The 23,676-nt window shown below is 51.3% G+C and carries 20 protein-coding genes; 17 read left to right on the forward strand and 3 right to left on the reverse strand.

What is annotated here, in order from left to right; all coding sequences use genetic code 11:
• Positions 1 to 23 precede the first annotated feature (23 nt).
• From KU854_RS19560 to map, 3 genes are all read right to left on the reverse strand, one after another.
• Positions 24 to 401 carry a DUF3461 family protein gene (locus tag KU854_RS19560; RefSeq protein WP_218360030.1) on the reverse strand — a complete coding sequence of 126 codons (378 nt, stop codon included), beginning with the start codon at positions 399 to 401 and terminating at the stop codon, positions 24 to 26.
• A 165-nt stretch (positions 402 to 566) separates the two neighbouring features.
• A complete protein-coding gene (gene glnD / locus KU854_RS19565) occupies positions 567 to 3,188 on the reverse strand; it encodes a bifunctional uridylyltransferase/uridylyl-removing protein GlnD (protein ID WP_218360031.1) in 2,622 nt (873 codons plus the stop codon).
• A gap of 48 nt (positions 3,189 to 3,236) precedes the next feature.
• On the reverse strand, positions 3,237 to 4,034 hold the full coding sequence (gene map / locus KU854_RS19570) for a type I methionyl aminopeptidase (protein WP_218360032.1): 798 nt from the start codon (positions 4,032 to 4,034) through the stop codon (positions 3,237 to 3,239).
• Between the two features lie 328 nt (positions 4,035 to 4,362).
• Here map and rpsB point away from each other — a divergent pair, with 328 nt between their 5' ends.
• From rpsB to accA, 17 genes are all read left to right on the forward strand, one after another.
• The gene (gene rpsB, locus KU854_RS19575) at positions 4,363 to 5,091 is read left to right on the forward strand and encodes a 30S ribosomal protein S2 (protein WP_054780471.1); all 729 of its coding nucleotides are present in this window, start codon (positions 4,363 to 4,365) and stop codon (positions 5,089 to 5,091) included.
• Between the two features lie 131 nt (positions 5,092 to 5,222).
• A complete protein-coding gene (gene tsf / locus KU854_RS19580; protein WP_054780472.1) occupies positions 5,223 to 6,065 on the forward strand; it encodes a translation elongation factor Ts in 843 nt (280 codons plus the stop codon).
• Positions 6,066 to 6,151: 86 nt separating this feature from the next.
• Complete coding sequence (pyrH, locus tag KU854_RS19585; RefSeq protein WP_054780473.1) at positions 6,152 to 6,880, forward strand: UMP kinase; 729 nt, start codon at positions 6,152 to 6,154, stop codon at positions 6,878 to 6,880.
• Positions 6,881 to 6,936: 56 nt separating this feature from the next.
• On the forward strand, positions 6,937 to 7,494 hold the full coding sequence (gene frr / locus KU854_RS19590) for a ribosome recycling factor (RefSeq protein ID WP_054780474.1): 558 nt from the start codon (positions 6,937 to 6,939) through the stop codon (positions 7,492 to 7,494).
• A gap of 75 nt (positions 7,495 to 7,569) precedes the next feature.
• Positions 7,570 to 8,340: an isoprenyl transferase gene (locus KU854_RS19595; protein WP_218360033.1), complete on the forward strand. Its 771-nt coding sequence runs from the start codon at positions 7,570 to 7,572 to the stop codon at positions 8,338 to 8,340.
• A 10-nt stretch (positions 8,341 to 8,350) separates the two neighbouring features.
• Positions 8,351 to 9,202, forward strand: coding sequence for a phosphatidate cytidylyltransferase (locus KU854_RS19600; protein WP_218360034.1), 852 nt, complete (start codon positions 8,351 to 8,353; stop codon positions 9,200 to 9,202).
• A 67-nt stretch (positions 9,203 to 9,269) separates the two neighbouring features.
• The gene (gene ispC / locus KU854_RS19605; protein WP_218360035.1) at positions 9,270 to 10,466 is read left to right on the forward strand and encodes a 1-deoxy-D-xylulose-5-phosphate reductoisomerase; all 1,197 of its coding nucleotides are present in this window, start codon (positions 9,270 to 9,272) and stop codon (positions 10,464 to 10,466) included.
• The gene (gene rseP / locus KU854_RS19610; protein ID WP_218360036.1) at positions 10,463 to 11,818 is read left to right on the forward strand and encodes a sigma E protease regulator RseP; all 1,356 of its coding nucleotides are present in this window, start codon (positions 10,463 to 10,465) and stop codon (positions 11,816 to 11,818) included. The genes ispC and rseP overlap by 4 nt, the downstream gene beginning before the upstream one ends.
• A gap of 35 nt (positions 11,819 to 11,853) precedes the next feature.
• Complete coding sequence (gene bamA, locus KU854_RS19615) at positions 11,854 to 14,253, forward strand: outer membrane protein assembly factor BamA (RefSeq protein ID WP_218360037.1); 2,400 nt, start codon at positions 11,854 to 11,856, stop codon at positions 14,251 to 14,253.
• Positions 14,254 to 14,274: 21 nt separating this feature from the next.
• Complete coding sequence (locus tag KU854_RS19620; protein WP_218360038.1) at positions 14,275 to 14,784, forward strand: OmpH/Skp family outer membrane protein; 510 nt, start codon at positions 14,275 to 14,277, stop codon at positions 14,782 to 14,784.
• Positions 14,785 to 14,796: 12 nt separating this feature from the next.
• Positions 14,797 to 15,822: a UDP-3-O-(3-hydroxymyristoyl)glucosamine N-acyltransferase gene (lpxD, locus tag KU854_RS19625; protein WP_218360039.1), complete on the forward strand. Its 1,026-nt coding sequence runs from the start codon at positions 14,797 to 14,799 to the stop codon at positions 15,820 to 15,822.
• Between the two features lie 139 nt (positions 15,823 to 15,961).
• A complete protein-coding gene (fabZ, locus tag KU854_RS19630) occupies positions 15,962 to 16,414 on the forward strand; it encodes a 3-hydroxyacyl-ACP dehydratase FabZ (protein WP_218360040.1) in 453 nt (150 codons plus the stop codon).
• Positions 16,415 to 16,416: 2 nt separating this feature from the next.
• Positions 16,417 to 17,205 carry an acyl-ACP--UDP-N-acetylglucosamine O-acyltransferase gene (gene lpxA / locus KU854_RS19635; protein WP_218360041.1) on the forward strand — a complete coding sequence of 263 codons (789 nt, stop codon included), beginning with the start codon at positions 16,417 to 16,419 and terminating at the stop codon, positions 17,203 to 17,205.
• Complete coding sequence (lpxB, locus tag KU854_RS19640) at positions 17,205 to 18,344, forward strand: lipid-A-disaccharide synthase (protein WP_218360042.1); 1,140 nt, start codon at positions 17,205 to 17,207, stop codon at positions 18,342 to 18,344. The genes lpxA and lpxB overlap by 1 nt, the downstream gene beginning before the upstream one ends.
• A gap of 3 nt (positions 18,345 to 18,347) precedes the next feature.
• The gene (rnhB, locus tag KU854_RS19645) at positions 18,348 to 18,950 is read left to right on the forward strand and encodes a ribonuclease HII (protein ID WP_218360043.1); all 603 of its coding nucleotides are present in this window, start codon (positions 18,348 to 18,350) and stop codon (positions 18,948 to 18,950) included.
• Between the two features lie 66 nt (positions 18,951 to 19,016).
• Positions 19,017 to 22,496, forward strand: a complete 3,480-nt coding sequence (dnaE, locus tag KU854_RS19650; RefSeq protein ID WP_218360044.1) for a DNA polymerase III subunit alpha — start codon at positions 19,017 to 19,019, stop codon at positions 22,494 to 22,496.
• 61 nt (positions 22,497 to 22,557) lie between these two features.
• On the forward strand, positions 22,558 to 23,520 hold the full coding sequence (accA, locus tag KU854_RS19655) for an acetyl-CoA carboxylase carboxyl transferase subunit alpha (RefSeq protein WP_218360045.1): 963 nt from the start codon (positions 22,558 to 22,560) through the stop codon (positions 23,518 to 23,520).
• The last annotated feature ends 156 nt before the right edge of the window (positions 23,521 to 23,676 follow it).

The raw sequence follows: 23,676 nt of genomic DNA on the forward strand, positions 1-23,676 counted from the left end.
TGCTTGTTACCAGATGGTTGCCGTTAGAGTTTTTCCAGATCCGATTCGATCTCGGCGATCTTGCTGGCCACCACTTTTTCCAGGTGACGGAGGTCGTGAAGGATCTTCTTCTTCACGTCGTGCTCGTTTTGCTCCGCACGTACAATTTTATCCAGCTCATCTACAACCAGAGACAGGCTGCGGTTGATTTCAGTCACCTGACGGAAGCGGCCGCTACCGCTGTCTACGACCACATTTTTACGCTGGCGCGGATATTTGAACTTCACGCTTTTTGCGAACAGCTCGCCTTTGGCTTTGTGAAAATAGATCTTCAGCGTGTCTGAATTGGCTTCCTGGCGAAGTGTGTAACGTTCGATGTTTTCCGGATGTTCTACGCCGATGTTTTTTAGATTTTCATACATAACTGCCGCCTTATTTTTGCAATCAGACTACTTTTTCAATCACTTATTGTTCACTTTAGCAGCAGTCCGAAATCCCCCCAATAACCGCACTGATCAAAGTCTGAGACTTGTGGTCAAGATCGCTTAATGTGCTGCCAGACGGAAGGGGTCTGGCAGCAAATAGCATCAGTGGGCGTCACTTAAAGTATCAAATAGTGCTTCGCGCAGCGCCTGCTGGGCTTCATCAGACAGCGCCTGTCGCTCACCGTCGGTCACAATGAAGAAGTCTTCTGCACGCTCCCCAATGGTGGTGATCTTGGCTGCCTGTAATGATACGCCCTGACGGGCAAAAACCGCCCCGACCCTTGCCAGCAGCCCCGGTGTATCCAGTGCGACCAGTTCCAACAAGGTGCGACGTCCGGTGCGGGTTGGCAGGAAAGAAACCTGGGTTTTTACATTGAATGCCATCAATTTGCGCGATGCGCGCTTCACCGGAATGGTAATCGCCCCGTCCTGAATCAGGGCGTGTGCGACCCCTTCGCGGATTTTTTCGTGCCGATCGTGGGGGATCGCTTTGTTGTTGGCATCCAGCACCATAAAGGTATCAAGGGCAAAGCCGTCTTTACTGGTCATGATCTGGGCGTCATGAACACTGAGATTTTTCTTGTCCAGCGCCGCTACCACACGGGCAAACAGACTTGGTTTGTCCTGGCTGTATACGAATATCTCAGTGCCGCCCCGGGTGGCATTTTTACTTACAAGCACCAAAGGCTCATCGCTTTGATGCGCGAGGATATGCTCGCTGTGCCAGGCAATTTGCTTGTGGGTGTGACGCAGGAAATAGTCGGCTTTGAAGCGTTGCCACAAGAGCTCAATTTCTCGCGGCGTGTGACCGTGTTTTCTCAGCAGTGCCGAGGCCAGTTGCTGGTTGTGACGGATACGCTCTCGGATATCCGGCGGGTTTTCCAGCCCACGGCGCAGTGCTTTCTGCGTCGAGTAGTAAAGCTCTGCCAGAAGGGTGCGTTTCCAACTGTTCCAAAGCTCAGGGTTGGTGGCGTTGATGTCTGCCACTGTCAGGCAAATCAGGTAATCAAGGCGCTCTTCGTCGCGCACGGTCTGGGCGAAATCGGTGATCACTTCCGGATCATAGATATCTCGTCGCTGCGCGGTCACTGACATCAGCAGGTGGTTGCCGACAAGCCAGCTCACCAAATTGGCTTCCGGGCGCGAAAAACCGTGGTCGATACAGAACTCATACGCTTCAACAGCACCGATTTCTGAATGGTCGCCGCCGCGTCCTTTGCCGATATCGTGGAAAATCGCGGCCAGCAGCAAAAGCTCTGGCTTGGCAAGGCGCGGATAAACGTCGCAACAGATGGGATGGCGGTCGCGGTTTTCCTCAATGGTATAGCTGTGAATGTGTTTGAGCAGACGCACAGTGTGCTCATCCACGGTATAGGCGTGGAAAAGGTCAAACTGCATCTGGCCGACAATCTGACTCCACTGAGGCAGGTAGGCGGACATGACGCCGTGTTTGTGCATCAGTGGGAAAGCTTTGAACAGGGCATTAGGGTGCCTTGTCAGGGTGACAAACTTTTCTTTGGCTTCCGGGATATCACACAAGAATCGGTTGAGACGGCGGCGCGCGGTGCGAAGCTGGCGCAGGGTTGGTGCCGAGATAGATTCAATCGATTTGTCATTGGCAATATGCAGGAACATGTCCAGGATGGTTTCCGGCCGAGCCTGGAACAGTGCAGGTTTGCGCGCTTCTATCTGGCGGCCGTGGCGCTGAAAGTCGTTACTGAGGATCTCGATGGTTTTGCTGTCTGGTTCGTTTTCAATCGCCTGGGCGAAAAGCCGGATCAGCATTTTGTTAAGCTCAGAGACTCTGCCGAGGGTGCGGTAGAAGTCTTTCATCATCAGCTCAATGGCGCGGTTTCCTTCGCCCTGGTAGCCCAGCGATTCAGCGACGGAGGGCTGGTGTGCAAAGGTCAGACGGTTGTCATAACGGCGAAGCTCAAGATGCAAGGCGAATCGGATACGCCACAGCATGGTCTGACACTCGTCCAGTTCGCGGAACTCTGCATCCGTGAGAAAGCCATATTTGCTCATTTCACGCAGGCTGGTGGCGCCGAAATGGCGACGGGCAATCCAGCTTAGGGTATGGATATCTCGCAGGCCGCCGGGGCTGGATTTGATGTCAGGCTCCAGATTGTAGGCGGTATCATGGTAGCGGGCGTGACGCTCTTTCTGCTCTTTGACTTTGGCTTTAAAAAACTTTTCGCTCGGCCAGAACTGCTCTGAATGAACGCGGCTTTTCAATTCATTGAAAGTGCGCTCATTGCCGCAAAGCAGCCTTGCTTCCTGCAAGTTGGTCGCAACGGTCAGGTCATCCAGCCCGACATCAAAACATTCAGCCAGGGTGCGCACGCTGTGCCCCACTTCGAGCTTTAAATCCCACAGCAGGGTAAAAAATTCACTGATACGTGCCTGATAGTCTGTATCAATCCCACTTTCAGAAAGGATCAGCAGGTCGATGTCGGACAATGGGTGCAACTCGCGGCGACCATACCCGCCGACCGCAATCAACGCCAGGTTGGGGTGGTGGCTAAAGGCGAAGTGATGCCAAAGACGCGTTAGCAGCGCATCCATGTAGTCAGAACGCTCATAAACCAAATCGGTCACCAAGCCTTTATCGAGAAAGATGCTCTTTTGCTGCTCGCTGAACAGGGCGAGTTGTTGCTTTAAAAAGGCGAGGTTGAGTTGGTCTTCGGTGAGATCGCGCGGGGAGAGCAAAACGTTGTCCATTGTCGTCCTTGATAAAAAAAGCCGGCTCGTGAGCCGACTTTTTAATGATTAAGCGTTGACCAGAATACGTGGCAGTTTTTCGTCACTGCGCAGGGTCAGGATTTCACAGCCATTGTCTGTTACTAGAATGGTGTGTTCCCACTGCGCCGATTTTTTGCCATCTTCGGTGTATACCGTCCAGCCATCTTCATCGTCCAGAACCGTGCTGAACTTGCCCGCATTGATCATCGGCTCGATGGTAAAACACATGCCGGCTTTCATCACAGTGCGGTCACTGTTTTTGTAGTGCACCACTTGCGGCTCTTCATGGAACTCTGCGCCAATGCCGTGGCCACAGTAATCTTTCACGATGGAGTAGCGACGCGGACGGTTCTTGATGAACTTCTGAATTTCAGTACCGATGTCACCCACGCGGGCACCCGGTTTTACTTTCTTCAGCGCCTGATACAGGCTTTCCTGCGCAACGTGGCACAGCGCTTTGTCTTCCGCTGATACCTCACCTACCAGGAACATCTTGGAGGTGTCGCCGTGGTAACCGTCTTTAATCACGGTCACGTCGATATTGACGATATCACCGTCTTTCAATACTTCTTCTGTGCTTGGGATGCCGTGACATACCACGTGGTTGATGGAAGTACAGATTGATTTCGGGAAACCGTGGTAGTTCAGCGGCGCTGGAATCGCCTGCTGGGTTTCTGTGATGTATTTGTGGCAAATCGCATCCAGCTCTTCGGTAGACACGCCTGCTTTCACGTGTGGCTCGATCATCTCAAGCACTTCCGCTGCAAGGCGACCGGCCTCACGCATTTTTACAATTTCTTCAGCCGATTTGATAATGGCGCTCATTGCTTTCTCTCAGTTGGCTCCCTGAATTTTAGGTCAAAATCGTTCAGGGAGGATGGGACTGCATTTAATACATAGTATCAATCGCATCGCGAAGTGTGAACCTCGGGCTACACGGTGGTCACTTTTTTATGCTGGATTAAAGGATGCTTTTTGTGGTATAAAGCGCGCCGAAATACGCCTTAATGGTTAATCCAAATTTGGGTTCCACTAACGTGGTTTCACTAAACACTTATTTTTAACACACACACATATCGGCACATGCTCCGGGGTGCCCCTTGCGGGTCGGATGTATGGGATATGTGGAGGCCTAACCCCGAGAGGAATTAAAATGGCTACTGTTTCAATGCGCGACATGCTGAAAGCTGGTGTTCACTTCGGTCACCAGACCCGTTACTGGAACCCTAAGATGAAGCCATTCATCTTCGGTGCACGTAACAAGGTTCACATCATCAACCTAGAAAAAACTGTACCAATGTTCAACGACGTACTGGCTGAGCTGACCAAAGTTGGTGAGCGTAAAGGTAAAGTATTGTTCGTTGGTACTAAGCGTGCCGCTAGCGAATCTGTAAAAGCAGCAGCAGAAAGCTGTGATCAGTACTACGTGAACAACCGTTGGTTGGGCGGTATGCTGACTAACTGGAAAACTGTTCGCCAGTCAATCAAACGTCTGAAAGATCTGGAAACTCAGTCAACTGACGGTACTTTCGAGAAGCTGACTAAGAAAGAAGCTCTGATGCGCACCCGTGAAATGGAGAAACTTGAGAAGTCTCTGGGCGGTATCAAAAACATGGGCGGTCTGCCAGACGCACTGTTCGTAATCGACGCTGATCACGAGCACATTGCTATTAAAGAAGCAAACAACCTGGGTATCCCAGTGTACGCGGTAGTTGATACCAACTCTGACCCAGACGGCGTTGATTTCGTTATCCCAGGTAACGACGACGCGATTCGCGCAGTTCAACTGTACCTGAACGCTGCAGCACAAGCTTACAGCGAAGGCCGTAGCCAGGACATCGTAGCTCAAGCTGAAGACGAGCTGGTTGAAGTCGCTGAATAAGACACTTGCTCCTTGTGAGCGTTCTTAGCCATCAGACTGTCACAGACAGCGCTGTAAGCTAAGTAGGTTAGCAGGGGCCAACTACGGGCCCCTGATTTTTACCCAAATAGTTTCGAATCGAGGAATGAACAATGGCTGTTACCGCTGCCCTGGTAAAAGAACTGCGCGAACGCACTGGCGCAGGCATGATGGAATGTAAAAAAGCACTGGTTGAGACCAACGGCGACATCGAGCTGGCGATCGAAAACATGCGTAAGTCTGGCGCTGCGAAAGCTGCTAAAAAAGCAGGTAACGTTGCAGCTGAAGGCGCAATCATCATCAAAGAATCTAACGGCGTTGCTGCGCTGGTAGAAGTTAACTGCCAAACTGACTTCGTTGCTAAAGACAGCAACTTCACTACTTTCGCAAACGCAGTAGCTGAAGCAGCTGTAGCGTCTAAAGCGTCTGTAGAAGAACTGCAAGCTCAGTTCGAAGACGACCGCGTAGCACTGGTTGCTAAAATCGGCGAAAACATCTCTATCCGTCGCGTATCTTACGTTGAAGGTTCAGCGATGGCTTCTTACCGTCACGGCGAGCGCATCGGTGTTGTTGTTGCTGGTGAAGGCGACGCAGAAACTCTGAAGCACATCGCAATGCACGTTGCAGCATCTCGTCCAGAGTACGTTAACCCAGAAGACGTACCAGCAGACGTAGTTGCTAAAGAGCGCGAAGTTCAAGTTGAAATCGCGATGAACGAAGGCAAGCCTAAAGAAATCGCAGAGAAAATGGTTGAAGGCCGCATGAAGAAATTCACCGGCGAAGTTTCTCTGACTGGTCAACCTTTCATCATGGAGCCTAAGAAAACTGTAGGCGAAATCCTGAAAGAGAAAGGCGCTTCTGTTTCTACCTTCGTACGCCTGGAAGTAGGTGAAGGTATCGAGAAAGTTGAAGGCCTGAGCTTCGCAGAAGAAGTTGCAGCTGCTCAGAAAGGTTAATTCCTCTTTGAGACCCAAAAGACCGCAGAAACCTGCGGTCTTTTCACAATCCCATCCGTAGAAGTAAGTGCCTAAAGGTAGTGAGAATGACTACAAACCCTAAACCAGCCTATCAACGTATTTTGCTTAAACTGAGCGGCGAAGCGCTGCAAGGAAAAGAAGGTTTTGGTATTGACCCAGCCGTACTGGACCGTATGGCGCAAGAAATCAAAGAACTGGTTGAACTTGGCGTACAAGTTGGCTTGGTAATCGGTGGCGGTAACCTGTTCCGCGGTGCTGGCCTTGCAGAAGCGGGTATGAACCGGGTTGTGGGCGACCACATGGGTATGTTGGCGACCGTGATGAACGGCCTGGCAATGCGTGATGCACTGCATCGTGCCTATGTGAACGCACGGGTAATGTCTGCAATCCCACTGAACGGTGTGTGTGACAGCTACAACTGGGCAGAGGCAATCAGCCAATTGCGCAACGGCCGCGTTGTTATCTTCTCTGCAGGTACCGGTAACCCATTCTTTACCACTGACTCGGCTGCATGTCTGCGTGGTATTGAAATTGAAGCGGACGTCGTGATCAAAGCAACCAAAGTTGACGGTGTATACACTGATGATCCGGCGAAGAACCCGGATGCTGAGCTTTACAGCAACTTGACGTATCAAGACGTTCTGGAAAAAGAGCTGAAAGTGATGGACCTGGCTGCGTTTACTCTGGCTCGTGACCACAAGATGCCAATCCGTGTTTTCAACATGAACAAGCCGGGTGCATTGCGTCGTGTTGTGATGGGTGAGCAGGAAGGCACACTAATTAATAACGGTTAATCGAATTTAGTGGCATAATCCCACTCGTTGAATAAAGAATTTTCAAGGATATTCTCGTGATCAATGAAATTAACGCAGATGCGAAAGAGCGCATGCAGAAAAGCGTTGAAGCGCTGAAGAACACCCTGTCTAAAATCCGTACCGGTCGTGCGCACCCTGCGCTGCTGGACGGTCTGTCAGTAGATTATTACGGCTCAGCAACACCACTGAAGCAATTGGCTTCTATCGTTGCGGAAGATGCACGTACTCTGGCAGTGACTGTTTTCGACAAGTCTGTTTCTAAAGCAGTTGAGAAAGCGATCATGACATCAGATCTGGGTCTGAACCCAATGTCTGCTGGTGCGGTTATCCGCGTTCCGCTTCCTCCGCTGACTGAAGAGCGTCGTCGTGATCTGGTTAAGATTGTACGTGGCGAAGCCGAAGGTGGTCGTGTTGCTGTGCGTAACATCCGTCGTGATGCGAACGGCGATCTGAAAGCGCTGCTGAAAGAGAAAGAAATCTCTGAAGATGAAGAGCGTCGCGGTCAGGAAGATATCCAGAAACTGACTGATGCAGCGGTAAAAGAAATCGATACGATTCTTGAAGCAAAAGAAAAAGAGTTGATGGAAGTTTAATTCCGGCTACACTCTGACTCCATTGCCAAAGCGCTGTGCTAGCAGTACAGCGCTTTTTCTTTGCGAAGGATAATGATGAGCTTTCAGTCTTCCCATCCCGATATAGATCCAAGTCTGTTGCCCAAGCACATTGCCGTCATCATGGACGGAAACGGACGTTGGGCTAAAGCGCGTGGCAAAGCGCGTATGTTCGGTCATAAAGCCGGCGTTGAAGCCGTGCGCAAAACGGTCTCTACCGCCAACCGTCTCGGTATCCAGGTTTTAACCCTGTTCGCGTTCAGCAGTGAAAACTGGCGACGACCAGAAGAAGAAGTCAGCTTGCTGATGGAACTTTTTGTCACTGTGCTGGGCCGCGAAGTTAAACGACTTCACAAAAATGGCGTAAAGCTTAGGGTTATTGGCGATACTTCGCGCTTTAGCCAGTCATTACAAGATAAAATCGCTGCCGCAGAAGCGCTGACGGCCAATAACACCCGATTGGTACTGAATGTCGCGGCCAACTATGGTGGCCAGTGGGACATCATGCAGGCGGTGAGCAAACTTGCCGGTCAGGTGGCGAAAGGGGAAATCCCTGCCGAGCAACTGACGGAAGCCGATTTGCAGGTACATCTTTCTACCGCCGGTTTGCCCGATGTGGATTTGATGATCCGTACCAGCGGTGAATGTCGCATCAGCAACTTCATGTTGTGGCAGGCAGCTTACGCTGAACTGTATTTTACCGAACAATTCTGGCCAGATTTTGACGAGACCAGTCTCACTGAAGCCATTGCTTGGTTTATTAACCGCGAGCGCCGTTTTGGCTGCACCGGTGAGCAGATCAAGGCCATGTTACAAGTAGAAAAGTAGAGGGTTTCGTTTGCTGAAACAACGTGTTTTAACGGCGGCGGTGTTAGCACCACTTGTTATCGCGGCTATTTTCTTTTTGCCGTTTCAATATTTCGTGATTGCGGTAGCGGGCATTACGCTGCTTGGGCACTGGGAGTGGACCAAGTTTGTGACTATGTCATCACGTTTTAGTGCATTTATTTTCCCTGCCATTATCTTGCTGGCTTCTTTGGGTTTTGTTTTGCCGGTTTCTGAAAACGGCATGTCTCTTTCTTCCTTAAGTGGCGGCACGTTTGCTGTTATTGGTGCATTGTGGTGGCTTGTGGCTACTGTGATGGTGCTTCGCTATCCCAAAGGAACCCGCGGATGGGCGCAAAGCAATGTCATGCAGCAGGGATTTGGCATCCTCACTCTGTTGCCTTTCCTTTGGAGTGTCCTCCTGCTTCGCGCTTATCACTACGATGCGACCCCATTCCTTGGCGCAAAATTGGTGTTGCTGGTCTGTTTGCTGGTATGGTCTGCAGACAGTGGTGCCTATTTCGCCGGTAAGCGATTTGGTAAACGTAAAATGGCACCGTCGGTGAGTCCGAACAAAACCATTGAGGGTTTGATTGGTGGCATTGCGGCTGCGATTGTAGTGACACTCGGTGCCGCAGAATATCTAGCTATTCCATTCTCATCCCTGCCGGTATTGGCGGTCATTGCTTTGGTTACCGCTTTTGCCTCTGTACTGGGCGACCTGGCGGAAAGCATGTTTAAACGTGTGGCCGGTGTGAAAGACAGTGGCAGTATCCTGCCAGGACACGGTGGTATTCTCGACAGGATTGACAGCCTGACGGCTGCTTTCCCGGTTTTCACTGTGTTGTACTTCTGGTTGGCATAACGAATTCACCGGCGTAAAGCCGGTGAATTGTCTTCTGGCTGGATGAAACAGTTTTTAGAGTCTTCTTATGCGTAAGATCACTATCCTCGGAGCGACAGGCTCAATCGGCAGCAGTACGCTGGCCGTGATTGCACAAAATCCTCATGCTTATCAGGTGTTCGCACTGGCGGCGAATGCCAATGTCAACGACATGATTTTGCTGTGCCTCAAATGGCAACCCACCTTTGCAGCAATGGCTGATGAAACCGCTGCTGCTGCGTTGAGACTGGCGCTGAAAAACCAGGGCTGTAAGACAGAGGTCTTGAGTGGCGTAGAGGGGCTTTCGGCGCTTGCTGCCCATGAAGAGGTCGACACCGTCATGGCAGCGGTGGTTGGCGCTGCAGGTCTTATTCCTACCATGGCGGCGGTGAAAGCGGGTAAACGTGTCCTGCTGGCCAACAAGGAAGCGCTGGTGATGTCCGGTCAGTTTTTTATTGACGCGGTTCATCAGTATGGCGCTGAGCTTCTTCCTGTCGACAGTGAACACAATGCAATTTTCCAGTGTTTGCCTCAAGCGATTCAATCCCGTCCTGGCATTTGTGATTTGGCGGCAGAAGGCGTGAGTAAGATTTTGCTGACCGGTTCAGGTGGCCCGTTCCGTTATAGCGAACTTGATGCATTGCAGTCGGTGACACCGGCGCAGGCAATTGCCCATCCAAACTGGTCAATGGGGCCTAAAATCTCCGTCGATTCAGCCACGATGATGAATAAAGGGCTGGAGTACATCGAAGCGCGCTGGCTGTTTAACGCAAGCCGCGAGCAGCTTGAGGTGATCATTCATCCCCAGTCAGTCATCCATTCGATGGTGCAATACCGCGATGGTTCGGTATTGGCGCAGATGGGGCATCCTGATATGTGTACCCCGATTGCCTATGCTATGGCCTATCCGTCGCGCATTGAGGCTGGCGTTAAACCGCTCGACTTCAGTGAGATTGGGGAGTTTACGTTCCTTAAACCTGACTTTAACCGCTACCCGTGCCTCAAGCTTGCTATCGATGCTTGCTATGTTGGCCAGGCTGCAACAACAACCCTCAACGCCGCAAACGAAATTGCGGTGGATGCCTTTTTGCAAGGGCAGATTGGGTTTATGCAGATTGCTGAAATCAACGATGCTGTGTTACAAGATTCCCAACTGGTTGAACCATCTTGTATTGATAGCCTCTTACAAACAGATGCGAAGGCTCGCGAGATGGCTAAAGAACGGATTATGAGGTTAGCGCGATGAGCAGTGTACTGTGGAATCTGCTTTTCTTTTTGATTGCACTCGGCATTTTGATTGCCGTGCACGAGTTTGGACATTTCTGGGTTGCCCGCCGTTGTGGCGTGAAGGTTGAGCGGTTCTCTATCGGGTTTGGTAAAGCCATTTGGAACCGTGTCGGCAAAGATGGCACGGAATACACTCTGGCGATGATCCCGCTCGGCGGCTACGTCAAAATGCTCGATGAGCGTGTCGATGATGTGCCGGAAGAGATGCGCGAGCAGGCCTTCAATAACCGTCCCTTGTGGCAGCGCAGCGCCATTGTCGCTGCTGGTCCTATTGCCAACTTCCTGTTTGCGATTTTTGCCTACTGGCTGGTAATGGTCATTGGTACGCCAGCCGTCAAGCCGGTGATCGGTGAGGTTGCTCCCCAATCTATCGCTGCTAAGGCTGGTGTAGAGCCAGGCATGGAACTAACCGCCGTTTCAGGCATCAAAACGCCTGATTGGGAATCGGTTAACCTCCAGCTTATTTCCCATATTGGTGACGATAACATGCGTTTGACGGTCAAACCGGAAGAAAATGCAGGGTATACCGTTGACCGAAATCTGGATTTGGCTGAGTGGTCATACGATCCTGAATCACAATCCGCGTTGCGGACATTGGGCATGACCCCATATCGCCCGGCGATCACTGGCGAGATTGCGCAAGTGATGGAAAACAGCGCGGCAGAGCGAGCCGGTTTGCAAGTGGGTGATACCTTGCTTTCCGTAAATGGTAATGCGTTTGATGACTGGCAGTCAGTGGTGAATGCTATTCGTCAAAATCCAAATCATAGCTTACCAGTCACAGTGAGCCGCAATGGTCAGGACATCAATCTGACCCTGACGCCGGATAGCCGGGAAGAAGGAGAGGCGGCTGTTGGCTACGCCGGGTTTGCGCCGACTGTTGAGCCATGGCCTGAATCGCACCAGTTTGTCCTGCAATATGGTCCGTTAGATGCGGTACCTGCAGCGCTAGACAAAACTTGGCAAGTGGTGGTGCTGACGGCGGAAATGATCAAAAAGCTGTTCACCGGTGACGTGGCAGTGAAAAATTTGAGTGGGCCTATCTCAATTGCCAAGGGTGCAGGGATGACCGCAGACTTCGGTCTGGTATACTTTCTCGGTTTTCTCGCTCTGATCAGCGTGAATTTAGGCATTATTAACCTGTTACCGTTACCGGTTTTGGACGGCGGACACCTGTTGTTTTTTGGTATTGAAGCCGTGACACGTCGCCCCGTCTCTGAACGTGTACAGGATATGGGATATCGGGTTGGCTCAGCTATCATCGTCGTGTTGATGGCAGTAGCGATATTTAACGATTTCGCCCGACTATAAAAATCAGCGATTAGCAAGGAAAAGTCAGAGCAGCAATGGCGATTAAAAAACTTTTACTGGCCTCTCTTCTATTCTCAGGATCTGTCACGGCTGATCAGTTTGTGGTGGAAGACATCAAGTTTGAGGGGCTTCAGCGAGTCAGTCTCGGTGCGGCGTTGCTCGCGATGCCGGTGCGTGTGGGCGACAACATTGACGAAGGCGATGTTTCCGGGATTATCAAATCCCTGTTCTCGACCGGTAACTTTGAAAACGTCCGCGTTTTTCGTGACGGAGATGACCTGTTAGTTAAAGTCATTGAACGTCCAACTATCGCCAGCATTTCATTTTCCGGCAACAAAGCCATCAAGGAAGAGATGCTGGAAGAAAACCTTACCGCTTCTGGCCTGCGTGTCGGTGAGGCTCTGGACAGAACCAAGCTGTCCAACATCGAAAAAGGTCTGGAAGACTTCTACTACAGCGTAGGTAAATACAACGCGCTGGTAGATACAGTGATCACACCGCTGCCACGTAACCGTGCAGATGTGAAGTTTGTCTTCACCGAAGGTGTATCCGCCAAAATTCAGCAGATTAATTTCATCGGCAATGAAGTGTTCAGTGATGATGAGCTTAAAGGCAACTTCAAACTGCGCGCTGATGTGCCTTGGTGGAATTTCCTGGCCAATGAACAGTACCAGAAACAGGCGCTTGCCGGTGACTTGGAAGCACTGCGTTCTTTCTACCTCAACCGAGGCTACCTGAAGTTCCGTGTTGAATCGGCCAATGTATCCATTTCCCCGGATAAGAAAGGCGTGTACATCACCCTGAATATCGATGAGGGTGAACCCTATACCGTTTCCGATGTTAACTTCAGTGGCAGCAAAAACAGCGCTGATTTTGAAACCTTGGTGGTGTTCGAGGACGGTGAAGTATACAACGGTGATAAAGTCACCCGCCTTGAGGATGAAATCAAGCGTAAGCTGGGCGAGCAGGGTTATGCCTATCCGCAGGTCGCTACCATTCCGGAATTTGATGATGAAGCCAAAACGGTGGCGTTGAATGTCAATGTCGATCCGGGCAAGCGTATCTATGTACGCAACATCAAGTTCTCCGGTAACCAAATTACCAAAGATGAAGTCTTGCGCCGTGAAATGCGCCAGATGGAAGGTTCCTGGCTGAACTCTAAATCTGTGGAAACCAGTAAAGAGCGTCTGAATCGTCTGGGCTTCTTCGAAACCGTCGATGTCCGCACCACACGGGTGCCGGGCACTGATGATCAGGTAGACGTTGAATATGTGGTAAAAGAAACCAACTCAGGCAGTGTTAACTTTGGTATCGGTTATGGTACCGAGTCAGGCCTGAGCTTCCAGGCAGGTCTCCAGCAGGACAACTTTGCCGGTACCGGTAACCGTTTCGGCATCAATGCCATGATCAACGACTACCAGAAAAACCTAACGCTGGACTACCGTGACCCGTATTTCACACTGGACGGTATCAGTCTGGGTGGCCGTATTTTCTACAACGAGTTTGAAGCGTCTGATGCAAACATCGTTGACTATACCGACAAAAGTTACGGTACCAGCCTGACCTGGGGTTTCCCATTCGATGAACTTAACTACTTCGATTTCTCAGTGGGTTACACCCACCGTCAAATCGAAAACCTGGGCGGTTACTACCAGATCCAGAAGTTCCTCGATTCAATGGGCGACAGTGTGACCGACGATGGTGGTCTTGAAGTCGATGACTTCGACTGGTCTGTGAGCTGGACTCGCAACAATCTGAACCGTGGCTTCTTCCCGACAGCAGGTAACTACCAGCGTGCCTCTTTCAGCATGACTGTACCGGGCTCGGATGCACAGTATTTCAAAGCGCAGTACGATGTACGTCAGTACATCCCGTTGACCGAAGGTCACGATTTCTCGCTGTTGATGCGTGGTCGTCTGGGCTACGGAAACGGATATGGCAGCAACGGTAACAATGATTATCTGCTGCCGTTCTATGAAAACTTCTATGCAGGTGGTTACTCAACCCTGCGTGGTTTCCGCTCTAACACTGCGGGCCCGAAAGCGGTGTATGACCAGGGTGCGGGTAACAACCCGGCACTGGTAGGTAGCAATGACTCAGTAGGTGGTAACGCGATTGCTCTGGCAAGTGTTGAGCTGATTTTCCCAACGCCGTTTGTTTCTGCTGAAACCCGCAATGCTATCCGTACCAGCGTGTTTGTAGATGCGGCATCAGTATGGGATACCGAGTATACGCTTGAGAACGCACGTGTGATTAGCGGACAGGAATACATTTACGATTACAGTGACCCAACTAACTACCGCGCATCTTATGGTGCGGCACTTCAGTGGCGTTCACCGATGGGACCGTTGGTCTTTTCACTGTCAAAACCGATCAAGAGCTACGAGGGTGACGATGAGGAATTCTTCACCTTTACCATTGGCCGTACGTTCTGATTTCAACGTTAGGAGAAAAGTTTGAAACCGATGATTAAAGCAGCGGGCCTTAGCCTCGCCATTCTGAGCACATCATTTTTTGCACAGGCTGCTGAAGCGGCACAAAAAATTGGTTACGTAGCGACCGGCCCAGTGATTGCGCAAATGGCGCAAAAGAGCAATATTCAAGAGAAGCTTCGTAAAGAGTTCAAAGATCAAATTGCAGATGTTGAGCGCCTGAAAAGCCGTCTGGAAAAAGGCGTAGAGAAACTTCAGCGCAACGGTGAACTGATGAGTGATGCTGAGCGCACCAAGCTGCAACGTGAGCTGCAGGCATTGGATGCTGATTTCAAACTTAAGGCGAAAAACCTTCAGGAAGATCAGCGTAAGCGTGCCGGTGAAGAAGAACGCAAGCTGATCCAGAAGCTGCAGAGCACCATTACAAGCATTGCCAAGAAAGAAGGCTACGACCTGGTATTGGATCGTCAGGCTGTCCTGTACGGAAGCCCGAAAGACGATCTGTCCGAAAAAGTATTGAAAGCAGTGAAATAACTAAGGTAGACAATGGCTTCTATTACACTCGCTGAATTAGCGGAAAAACTGGGTGCTGAGCTACATGGCGACGGTAACGTCGTCATCAGCGCCATTGCGGGTATGGATAAAGCGGGCGAAGGACAAATTACTTTCCTGTCTAGCAGCAAATACCGCAAGCACCTCGCACAGTGTCAGGCGAGTGCGGTGATGGTCAAGGAAGCCGACCTCGCATATTGCAATGGGAATGCATTGGTATTGAGAGACCCGTATCTGGGTTATGCGCTGACCGCGCAAATCATGGATACCACCCCGGCATGTGCAACAGACATCGCCCCGAGCGCTTATGTTTCCCCATCGGCCAAGCTGGGTGCCGGCGTGTCAATTGGTCACAACGCCGTGATTGAAGACGGTGTTGAACTGGGTGACAACGTACAAATCGGTGCAGGTTGCTTTGTGGGTAAAAACGCCAAACTGGGCGCGAATACCCGTCTGTGGGCCAACGTCAGCATCTACCACAATGTGCAGATGGGTGAATCCTGTCTGGTTCAGTCGGGCACTGTGATTGGCTCTGATGGCTTTGGTTACGCCAATGACCGTGGCCGCTGGGTGAAAATCCCGCAAGTAGGCAGCGTGATCATCGGTGACCGTGTCGAAATCGGAGCGTGTACTACCATTGACCGTGGTGCGCTGGATGACACCATCATTGCTGACGGTGTGATCATCGACAACCAGTGTCAGATCGCGCATAATGTTTCGATCGGTGAAAATACCGCCGTTGCCGGTGCAACGGTGATGGCGGGTAGCCTCAAAGTCGGCAAACACTGCATTATCGGCGGTGCTAGCGTCTTTAACGGCCACATGGAAATCACAGATGGTGTCACGATCACTGGTATGGCGATGGTGATGCGACCTATCACTGAACCTGGCATGTACTCTTCAGGAATACCGCTTCAGACGAACAGGGAGTGGCGAAAAACAGCTGCGCGCGTTCTGAAGATTGAAGAGATGCATAAACGATTGAAAGCCGTTGAAAAACAGCTAGAAGACAGCGAGTAACGCGGTCCCGGATGGCCTGCTCGGGCAATGTGTGGTGTTTTGATTTTTTGCTCAAAGTCGCCACAGATTGTCGTGTAGGCCATTTGTGTTCTTGGCTATTCAACGACAAATAATAAGCTTTTCATACGGGAATAGAACTTTGAGTCGCGAAAATAACGTTCTGACAATTAACGAAATTAAAGACCTGCTGCCGCACCGCTATCCATTTTTGCTGATTGACCGAGTAACTGATTTCGAAGAAGGCAAATACCTTCACGCAATCAAGAACGTGTCTGTCAATGAGCCTCAGTTTCAGGGACATTTCCCTCAGCTACCTATTTTCCCAGGTGTGCTGATCCTGGAAGCGATGGCACAGGCAACTGGCCTGCTGGCGTTCAAAACATTTGGCACGCCAAAAGAAAATGAACTGTATTACTTTGCCAGCATCGACAATGCAAAATTCCGTGCACCGGTAACGCCGGGCGACCAGATGGTTCTGGAAGTGGAGTTCATCAAAGAGCGTCGCGGCATTGCAGCGTTCACTGGCGTGGCAAAAGTTGATGGTAAGGTCGTGTGCTCAGCTGACCTGAAGTGTGCCCGAAGAGAGTTCTAATCGTGATTCATGAAACCGCACAAATCCACCCAACCGCTGTTGTGGAAGAAGGTGTAACACTTGGCGCAAACGTCAAGGTTGGCGCGTTTTCTTTCATCGGTACGGGTGTGGAAATCGGTGAAGGTACCGAAGTGAAAACCCATGTTGTTATCAAAGGCCCAACTAAAATTGGCTGTGATAACAAGATCTACCAATTCGCCTCTATCGGTGAAGAGTGTCAGGATCTGAAATACGCGGGTGAGCCGACGACACTGATCATTGGCGATCGCAACACCATCCGTGAAAACGTGACCATGCACCGTGGCACGGTTCAGGATCGTGGCATCACCAAAGTGGGCAGTGACAACCTGTTCATGATCAATGCACACGTTGCTCACGATTGCACCATTGGTGACCGTTGTATTTTTGCCAACAACGCAACCTTGGCTGGTCATGTGACCGTGGGCGATCAGGCGATTGTGGGCGGCATGACCGCTATCCACCAATTCTGCACGATCGGCAGTCACTGTATGCTGGGTGGAGGTTCTATCGTCGTTCAGGACGTACCACCTTACGTAATGGCTCAGGGTAACCACTGTGCGCCGTTTGGTATCAATGTCGAAGGCCTGAAGCGCCGCGGCTTTGAAAAGAGTGCGATCAAAGCGATCCGTGCTGTTTACAAAGAGCTGTACCGTTCAGGTAAAACGCTGGAAGAGGCGAAAAAGAAAATTGCAGAGATGGCAAAAGATGAGCCAGCACTGCAACTGTTCGTGGAATTCTTCGAGCGCTCAAGCCGAGGCATCATTCGCTAATGGCTAAGCCACTTCGAATTGGAATTGTCGCCGGGGAAATCTCCGGCGATATTTTAGGTGCCGGTTTTATTAAAGCGGTGAAAGCACAGTATCCGGATGCCGAGTTTGTCGGTATCGGCGGGCCACGCATGAAAGCGCTGGGGTGCGAAACCCTGTTTGATATGGAAGAGCTGGCGGTAATGGGCATTGTAGAGGTGCTTGGCCGTCTGTCGCGCCTTCTGACTGTCAAACGTGAACTGGTCGAGTACTTCGTTACCAATCCGCCGGATGTCTTTGTCGGTATTGATGCGCCGGACTTTAACCTGCGCCTGGAAAAATCCCTCAAAGACAACGGCATCAAAACCGTCCATTACGTCAGTCCGAGTGTCTGGGCTTGGCGCCAAAAACGCATCTTCAAAATCGCAGCTGCCACCGACCTTGTGTTGGCTCTGTTGCCATTTGAAAAAGCGTTTTATGACAAGTTTGATGTGCCGTGCGAGTTCGTCGGCCACACCATGGCTGATGACATTCTGATGGTGAGCGATAAAGCGGCAGCCAAAAGCTTGCTTGGTCTAGAGCAGGACAAACGCTATCTCGCTGTATTGCCGGGAAGCCGTGGCGGCGAAATGAAGCTGCTGGCACCGGTCTTTATCGAAACCTGCAAACTGCTTAAAGCGAAATACCCAGATTTGGGCTTTGCTGTCGCACTGGTCAATGAGAAGCGCCGCGCCCAGTTTGAAGAAGCTTGGCAGCAGACCGCGCCTGAGCTGGACTTTGTGCTGGTGGACGACACCGCGCGAAACGTGATCACCGCTTCCGATGCTGTATTGCTGGCATCCGGTACCGTGGCACTGGAATGTATGCTGGTTAAACGCCCGATGGTGGTGGGTTACAAGGTTAACGCCATTACGGCATGGCTTGCCAAACGGATGCTGAAAACCGAGTTTGTCTCCTTGCCAAATATTCTGGCTGGTCGCGAACTGGTGCCGGAACGTTTGCAGGAAGCTTGTACCCCTGATGCGTTGGCGCATGAAGTTTCCCGATATCTGGAAAGCGACAATGCTGAGCTGATGGGCGAGTTCACCCGTTTGCATGAGATCATCCGCCGCGATGCCGATAAAACCTCGGCTCAAGCGGTACTGAATTTGATAGGACGTTAGTCGATGGACTTCGAACCTTTTGTCTATCCCGACGCCAAGCTGATTGCCGGCGTTGATGAAGTGGGCCGTGGCCCTCTGGTGGGCGCAGTGGTAACGGCTGCCGTTATCCTGGACCCAAACAACCCGATTGAAGGGCTGACAGACTCAAAAAAACTCAGCGACAAAAAACGTGCGGTGCTTTTTGAAGAGATCAAAGAAAAGGCACTGGCGTGGTCGCTGGGTCGCGCCGAGCCGGAAGAGATTGATGATATCAATATCCTCTCTGCCACTATGCTTGCCATGGAGCGGGCAGTAGCCGGTCTGAATATTAAGCCGGACTTTGTGCTGATTGACGGCAACCGCGTGCCAAAAGGGCTGGAAATCCCGGCGCAGGCCGTGGTGAAAGGCGATCTGCGTGTGGCGGAAATCAGTGCAGCGTCGATTCTGGCCAAAGTGGTGCGTGACCGTGAAATGGAAGAGTTGGATGCGAAATACCCGCAGTACGGCTTTGCCAAGCATAAGGGGTATCCAACCAAGGTGCATTTTGAAGCGCTGACTGAGCACGGCGCTATCCCAGAGCACCGAAAGAGCTTTAAGCCTGTTAAGAACGCGCTTGGCATTGCATAATGCTTCGGGAGAAGCGGTCTCGCTTCTCCTACAATCACTACAATAAATCAGTAACGTAAGAGTACTATGTCAGATCCACGCTTTATTCACCTCCGTGTTCACAGTGACTTTTCCATGGTCGATGGCCTTGGCAAGGTACCGCCTTTGGTCAAAAAAGTCGCCGAGCTTGGGATGCCTGCGATGGCATTGACCGATTTCACCAACCTGTGTGGTTTGGTGAAGTTCTATAACACGGCGCAAGGCTGTGGCGTGAAGCCGGTTATCGGTGCCGACTTCAAAATGCAGAGTGATGCGTTTGGCGACGACCTTTGTCAGCTCACCGTGTTGGCGGCGAATAACACCGGTTATAAAAATCTTACGTTACTGATTTCAAAAGCCTATCTACGTGGCCACGTTCAGCATCAACCTGTGATTGACCAGGAATGGCTGGTGGAATTGAAAGAGGGATTGATCATCCTCTCCGGTGGCCGCCGTGGCGATCTGGGTAAAGCCCTGCTAAAGGGCAATATGGCATTGGCCAACCAGTGTGCTGCTTTTTACCAAGAGCACTTTCAGGATGCCTATTACATCGAACTGATGCGTACCGGTCGTCCGGACGAAGAGGCTTACCTGCACTTTGCCCTTGATTTTGCCTCGGAAAACGACCTGCCTGTTGTTGCCACCAACGAGGTGTGTTTCCTGACAGCTGACCTCTTCGATGCACACGAGATCCGCGTGGCTATCCACGACGGCTATACGCTCGAAGACCCGCGACGCCCGAAAAACTACAGCCCGCAACAATACCTTCGCACTGAAGAAGAGATGTGCGAGCTGTTCCACGACATTCCAGAGGCGCTGGAAAACACGGTTGAGATTGCCAAGCGTTGTAACGTTACCGTCCGTCTGAATGAATACTTCCTGCCAGCCTTCCCAACCGAGGGCATGAAGGAAACCGAATACCTGGTGATGAAATCGCGGGAAGGTCTGGAAGAACGTCTTGAATTTCTCTTCCCGGATGAAGAAGAACGCCTGAAGCGCCGCCCTGAATACGATGAGCGCCTCGAAGTTGAACTCGAAGTAATCAATAACATGGGCTTCCCGGGTTACTTCCTGATCGTGATGGAGTTTATCCAGTGGTCAAAAGACAATGCCATTCCGGTAGGGCCGGGACGTGGTTCGGGTGCGGGTTCGCTGGTGGCGTATGCGCTGAAAATCACCGACCTTGATCCGTTGGAATATGACCTGCTGTTCGAACGTTTCCTTAACCCGGAACGTGTTTCCATGCCCGACTTCGACGTCGACTTCTGCATGGATAAGCGCGATCAGGTGATTGATCACGTGGCCGAAATGTACGGCCGTGATGCGGTATCCCAAATCATTACCTTCGGTACCATGGCGGCGAAAGCGGTAATCCGCGACGTAGGCCGTGTACTCGGCCATCCTTATGGTTTTGTCGATCGCATCTCTAAGTTGGTGCCGCCTGATCCGGGGATGACGCTGGAAAAAGCGTTCGTTGCCGAACCGCAACTGGGTGAGATCTACGAAGCGGACGAAGAAGTCCGTGAGCTGATTGACACCTGTCGTATTCTGGAGGGCTGTACCCGAAATGCCGGTAAACACGCTGGTGGTGTGGTTATCTCACCGACGACCATTACTGATTTTGCACCGATTTATGCCGATGCGGAAGGTAATTTCCCGGTTACCCAGTTCGACAAAAACGACGTCGAAACGGCGGGTCTGGTTAAGTTCGACTTCCTCGGACTTCGCACCCTGACCATTATCGACTGGGCACTGGGTCTGATTAACCCGCGCCTTGAGCGCAGCGGTCTGGAGCCGGTGCGTATTGAGTCAATTCCACTGGATGACACGTCGTCATTCCGGGTGCTGCAAAACTCAGAAACCACCGCGGTATTCCAGCTTGAATCCCGCGGCATGAAGGAGCTTATCAAGCGCCTTCAGCCGGACTGTTTTGAAGATATCATCGCACTGGTGGCCCTGTTCCGTCCGGGCCCGCTGCAATCAGGCATGGTAGATAACTTTATCGACCGTAAACACGGCCGCGAAGAGATTTCCTACCCGGATGCTACCTGGCAGCATGAATCGCTGAAAGAAATTCTCGACCCAACCTACGGCATCATTCTGTACCAAGAACAGGTTATGCAGATTGCTCAGGTGCTTTCAGGCTACACCCTTGGCGGTGCGGACATGCTCCGTCGTGCAATGGGTAAGAAAAAGCCGGAAGAGATGGCCAAGCAGCGTGCCACCTTCGAAGAAGGCGCGATCAAAAACGGCGTTGATGGCGAACTGGCGATGAAGATCTTTGACCTTGTGGAGAAATTCGCAGGTTATGGCTTCAACAAATCGCACTCTGCTGCCTATGCTCTGGTTTCCTACCAGACCCTGTGGCTGAAAACCCACTATCCAGCGGAATTCATGGCGGCAGTAATGACCGCCGATATGGATAACACCGACAAGATCGTGGGCCTGGTGGAAGAGTGTCGCCGCATGAAACTGACCATCTTGCCGCCGGACGTGAATGCGGGTTTATACCGCTTTAACGTTAACGAAAAAGGCGAGATTGTATACGGTATCGGTGCGATCAAAGGCGTCGGTGAAGCGCCGATTGAAAACATCATCAAAGCGCGCCAAGAGGGCGGTTACTTCCGCGACTTGTTTGATTTTTGCGCCCGCGTTGATACCAAGAAGGTAAACAAGCGCGTTATCGAGAAACTTATCCAATCCGGTGCGCTTGACCGCCTCGGCCCTCACCGCGCTGCCATGATGGCATCGCTGGATGATGCGATTAAATCCGCCAGCCAACACCATCAGGCTGAAGCTTTTGGTCAGGCCGACATGTTTGGCGTGCTGACCGAGGCGCCGGAAGAAGTGGAGCACAAGTACACCAAAGTGCCACCTTGGCCGGACAAAGTGTGGCTGGAAGGGGAGCGCGAGACGCTGGGCCTGTACCTCACCGGTCACCCAATCAACAGCTATGTGAAAGAGCTGAAGCATTACATTACCTGGCGTCTGGAAGATGCCCATGCCACGAAGCGGGATGTGGTTTCTACGGTAGCGGGACTTGTAATTGCTGCCCGGGTGATGACCACAAAACGCGGAACCCGCATTGGTATCCTGACGCTGGATGACCGTTCGGGTCGTATGGAAGTGATGCTGTTCTCAGATGCGTTGGAAAAGTATCTGGATCTTATCGAAAAAGACCGGATTCTGGTGGTTTCTGGACAGGTCAGCTTTGATGACTTTAACGGTGGCCTTAAAATGTCGGCACGAGAAGTGCTTGATATTGCCCAAGCGCGTGAAAAGTACCTGCGTGGACTTGCTATCTCAGTCACCGACAGGCAAATTGATAACAAATTTTTTGAACGTTTCAGCGAGATTCTGGAACCCCACCGGGCAGGTACGGTTCCAGTAAACCTTTACTACCAGCGTGACGATGCACGTGCCAAGTTGGTCTTAGGGACAGAATGGCGTATTACGCCAGATGACAAGCTGATCGATGATTTAAAAACGCTGCTCGGCGACAAACAGGTCGAGCTGGAATTTGACTGATACTTAGGCCCCGTCAGGAATGAGCGGGGCTATGTTATTACCTGAACAGGATTCTTTCTCTATGAGTCTTAATTTCCTTGAATTTGAACAGCCAATTGCGGAATTGGAAGCAAAAATTGAAGCCCTGCGTGTCGTATCTAAACGCGGCGACGATCCGGAGGCTGTCAACCTGGACAAAGAAATCGAGCAATTGGAGACCAAAAGCACCGAGCTGACCAAAAAGATCTTCAGCGATCTGGGTGCTTGGCAGGTTGCACAGCTGGCGCGTCACCCTCGCCGTCCTTACACACTGGACTACGCGAACCTGATCTTTACTGAGTTCGATGAGCTGGCAGGCGACCGCGCGTATGCGGATGACAAAGCCATGGTAGGTGGTATGGCGCGTCTTGATGGTCGCCCTGTGATGATCATCGGCCACCAAAAAGGGCGTGAAACCCGTGAAAAGGTGAAGCGCAACTTCGGTATGCCTAAACCTGAAGGTTATCGTAAAGCGCTGCGTCTGATGAAAATGGCTGAGCGTTTCAACATGCCTATCATCACCTTCATTGACACTGCCGGTGCTTACCCGGGTGTTGGTGCGGAGGAGCGCGGCCAGTCAGAAGCCATTGCACGTAACCTGAAAGAGATGTCAGGCCTGACCGTGCCTGTCATTGTCAACGTTGTGGGTGAAGGCGGCTCAGGCGGCGCACTGGCAATCGGTGTTGGTGACTACGTCAACATGCTGCAATATTCCACCTACTCGGTCATTTCACCGGAAGGTTGTGCATCTATCCTGTGGCGTGATTCCGATAAAGCACCTCAGGCAGCAGAAGCCATGGGTATGACGGCCCCACGCCTGAAAGAGCTGGGTCTGATTGACCACATCATTGAAGAGCCGATGGGCGGTGCCCACCGTGACTTTGCAAAAACGGCAGAGAACATTAAAGCGATTCTGCTCAAGCAGTTGGGTGATCTGGCGTCAATGAGTGCCGATGATCTGCGTGAGCGTCGTTACCAGCGTCTGCTGAACTACGGATACTGTTAATCCTGACTGTTCGAAAAAAGGGCCTATATGGTAATGCCAGTCAGTTAAGCTGACTGGCTTTCTTTTTATTGGGGTATTTCTTTGCCTTAGGCTTCACGGCTCTCGGGTATATTCGATCTTCTCGCTTAATGGGCAACACATGATGTATCGCCTCCT

Source organism: Enterovibrio paralichthyis (assembly GCF_019209835.1).
GTDB classification, from domain to species: domain Bacteria; phylum Pseudomonadota; class Gammaproteobacteria; order Enterobacterales; family Vibrionaceae; genus Enterovibrio; species Enterovibrio paralichthyis.

Coding starts and splice junctions, on each gene's coding strand:
- KU854_RS19560 (WP_218360030.1), bottom strand. CDS start 401: ATGTATGAAAATCTAAAAAACATCGGCGTAGAACATCCGGAAAACATC.
- glnD (WP_218360031.1), bottom strand. CDS start 3,188: ATGGACAACGTTTTGCTCTCCCCGCGCGATCTCACCGAAGACCAACTC.
- map (WP_218360032.1), bottom strand. CDS start 4,034: ATGAGCGCCATTATCAAATCGGCTGAAGAAATTGTAAAAATGCGTGAG.
- rpsB (WP_054780471.1), top strand. CDS start 4,363: ATGGCTACTGTTTCAATGCGCGACATGCTGAAAGCTGGTGTTCACTTC.
- tsf (WP_054780472.1), top strand. CDS start 5,223: ATGGCTGTTACCGCTGCCCTGGTAAAAGAACTGCGCGAACGCACTGGC.
- pyrH (WP_054780473.1), top strand. CDS start 6,152: ATGACTACAAACCCTAAACCAGCCTATCAACGTATTTTGCTTAAACTG.
- KU854_RS19595 (WP_218360033.1), top strand. CDS start 7,570: ATGAGCTTTCAGTCTTCCCATCCCGATATAGATCCAAGTCTGTTGCCC.
- ispC (WP_218360035.1), top strand. CDS start 9,270: ATGCGTAAGATCACTATCCTCGGAGCGACAGGCTCAATCGGCAGCAGT.
- rseP (WP_218360036.1), top strand. CDS start 10,463: ATGAGCAGTGTACTGTGGAATCTGCTTTTCTTTTTGATTGCACTCGGC.
- bamA (WP_218360037.1), top strand. CDS start 11,854: ATGGCGATTAAAAAACTTTTACTGGCCTCTCTTCTATTCTCAGGATCT.
- lpxD (WP_218360039.1), top strand. CDS start 14,797: ATGGCTTCTATTACACTCGCTGAATTAGCGGAAAAACTGGGTGCTGAG.
- lpxB (WP_218360042.1), top strand. CDS start 17,205: ATGGCTAAGCCACTTCGAATTGGAATTGTCGCCGGGGAAATCTCCGGC.
- rnhB (WP_218360043.1), top strand. CDS start 18,348: ATGGACTTCGAACCTTTTGTCTATCCCGACGCCAAGCTGATTGCCGGC.
- dnaE (WP_218360044.1), top strand. CDS start 19,017: ATGTCAGATCCACGCTTTATTCACCTCCGTGTTCACAGTGACTTTTCC.
- accA (WP_218360045.1), top strand. CDS start 22,558: ATGAGTCTTAATTTCCTTGAATTTGAACAGCCAATTGCGGAATTGGAA.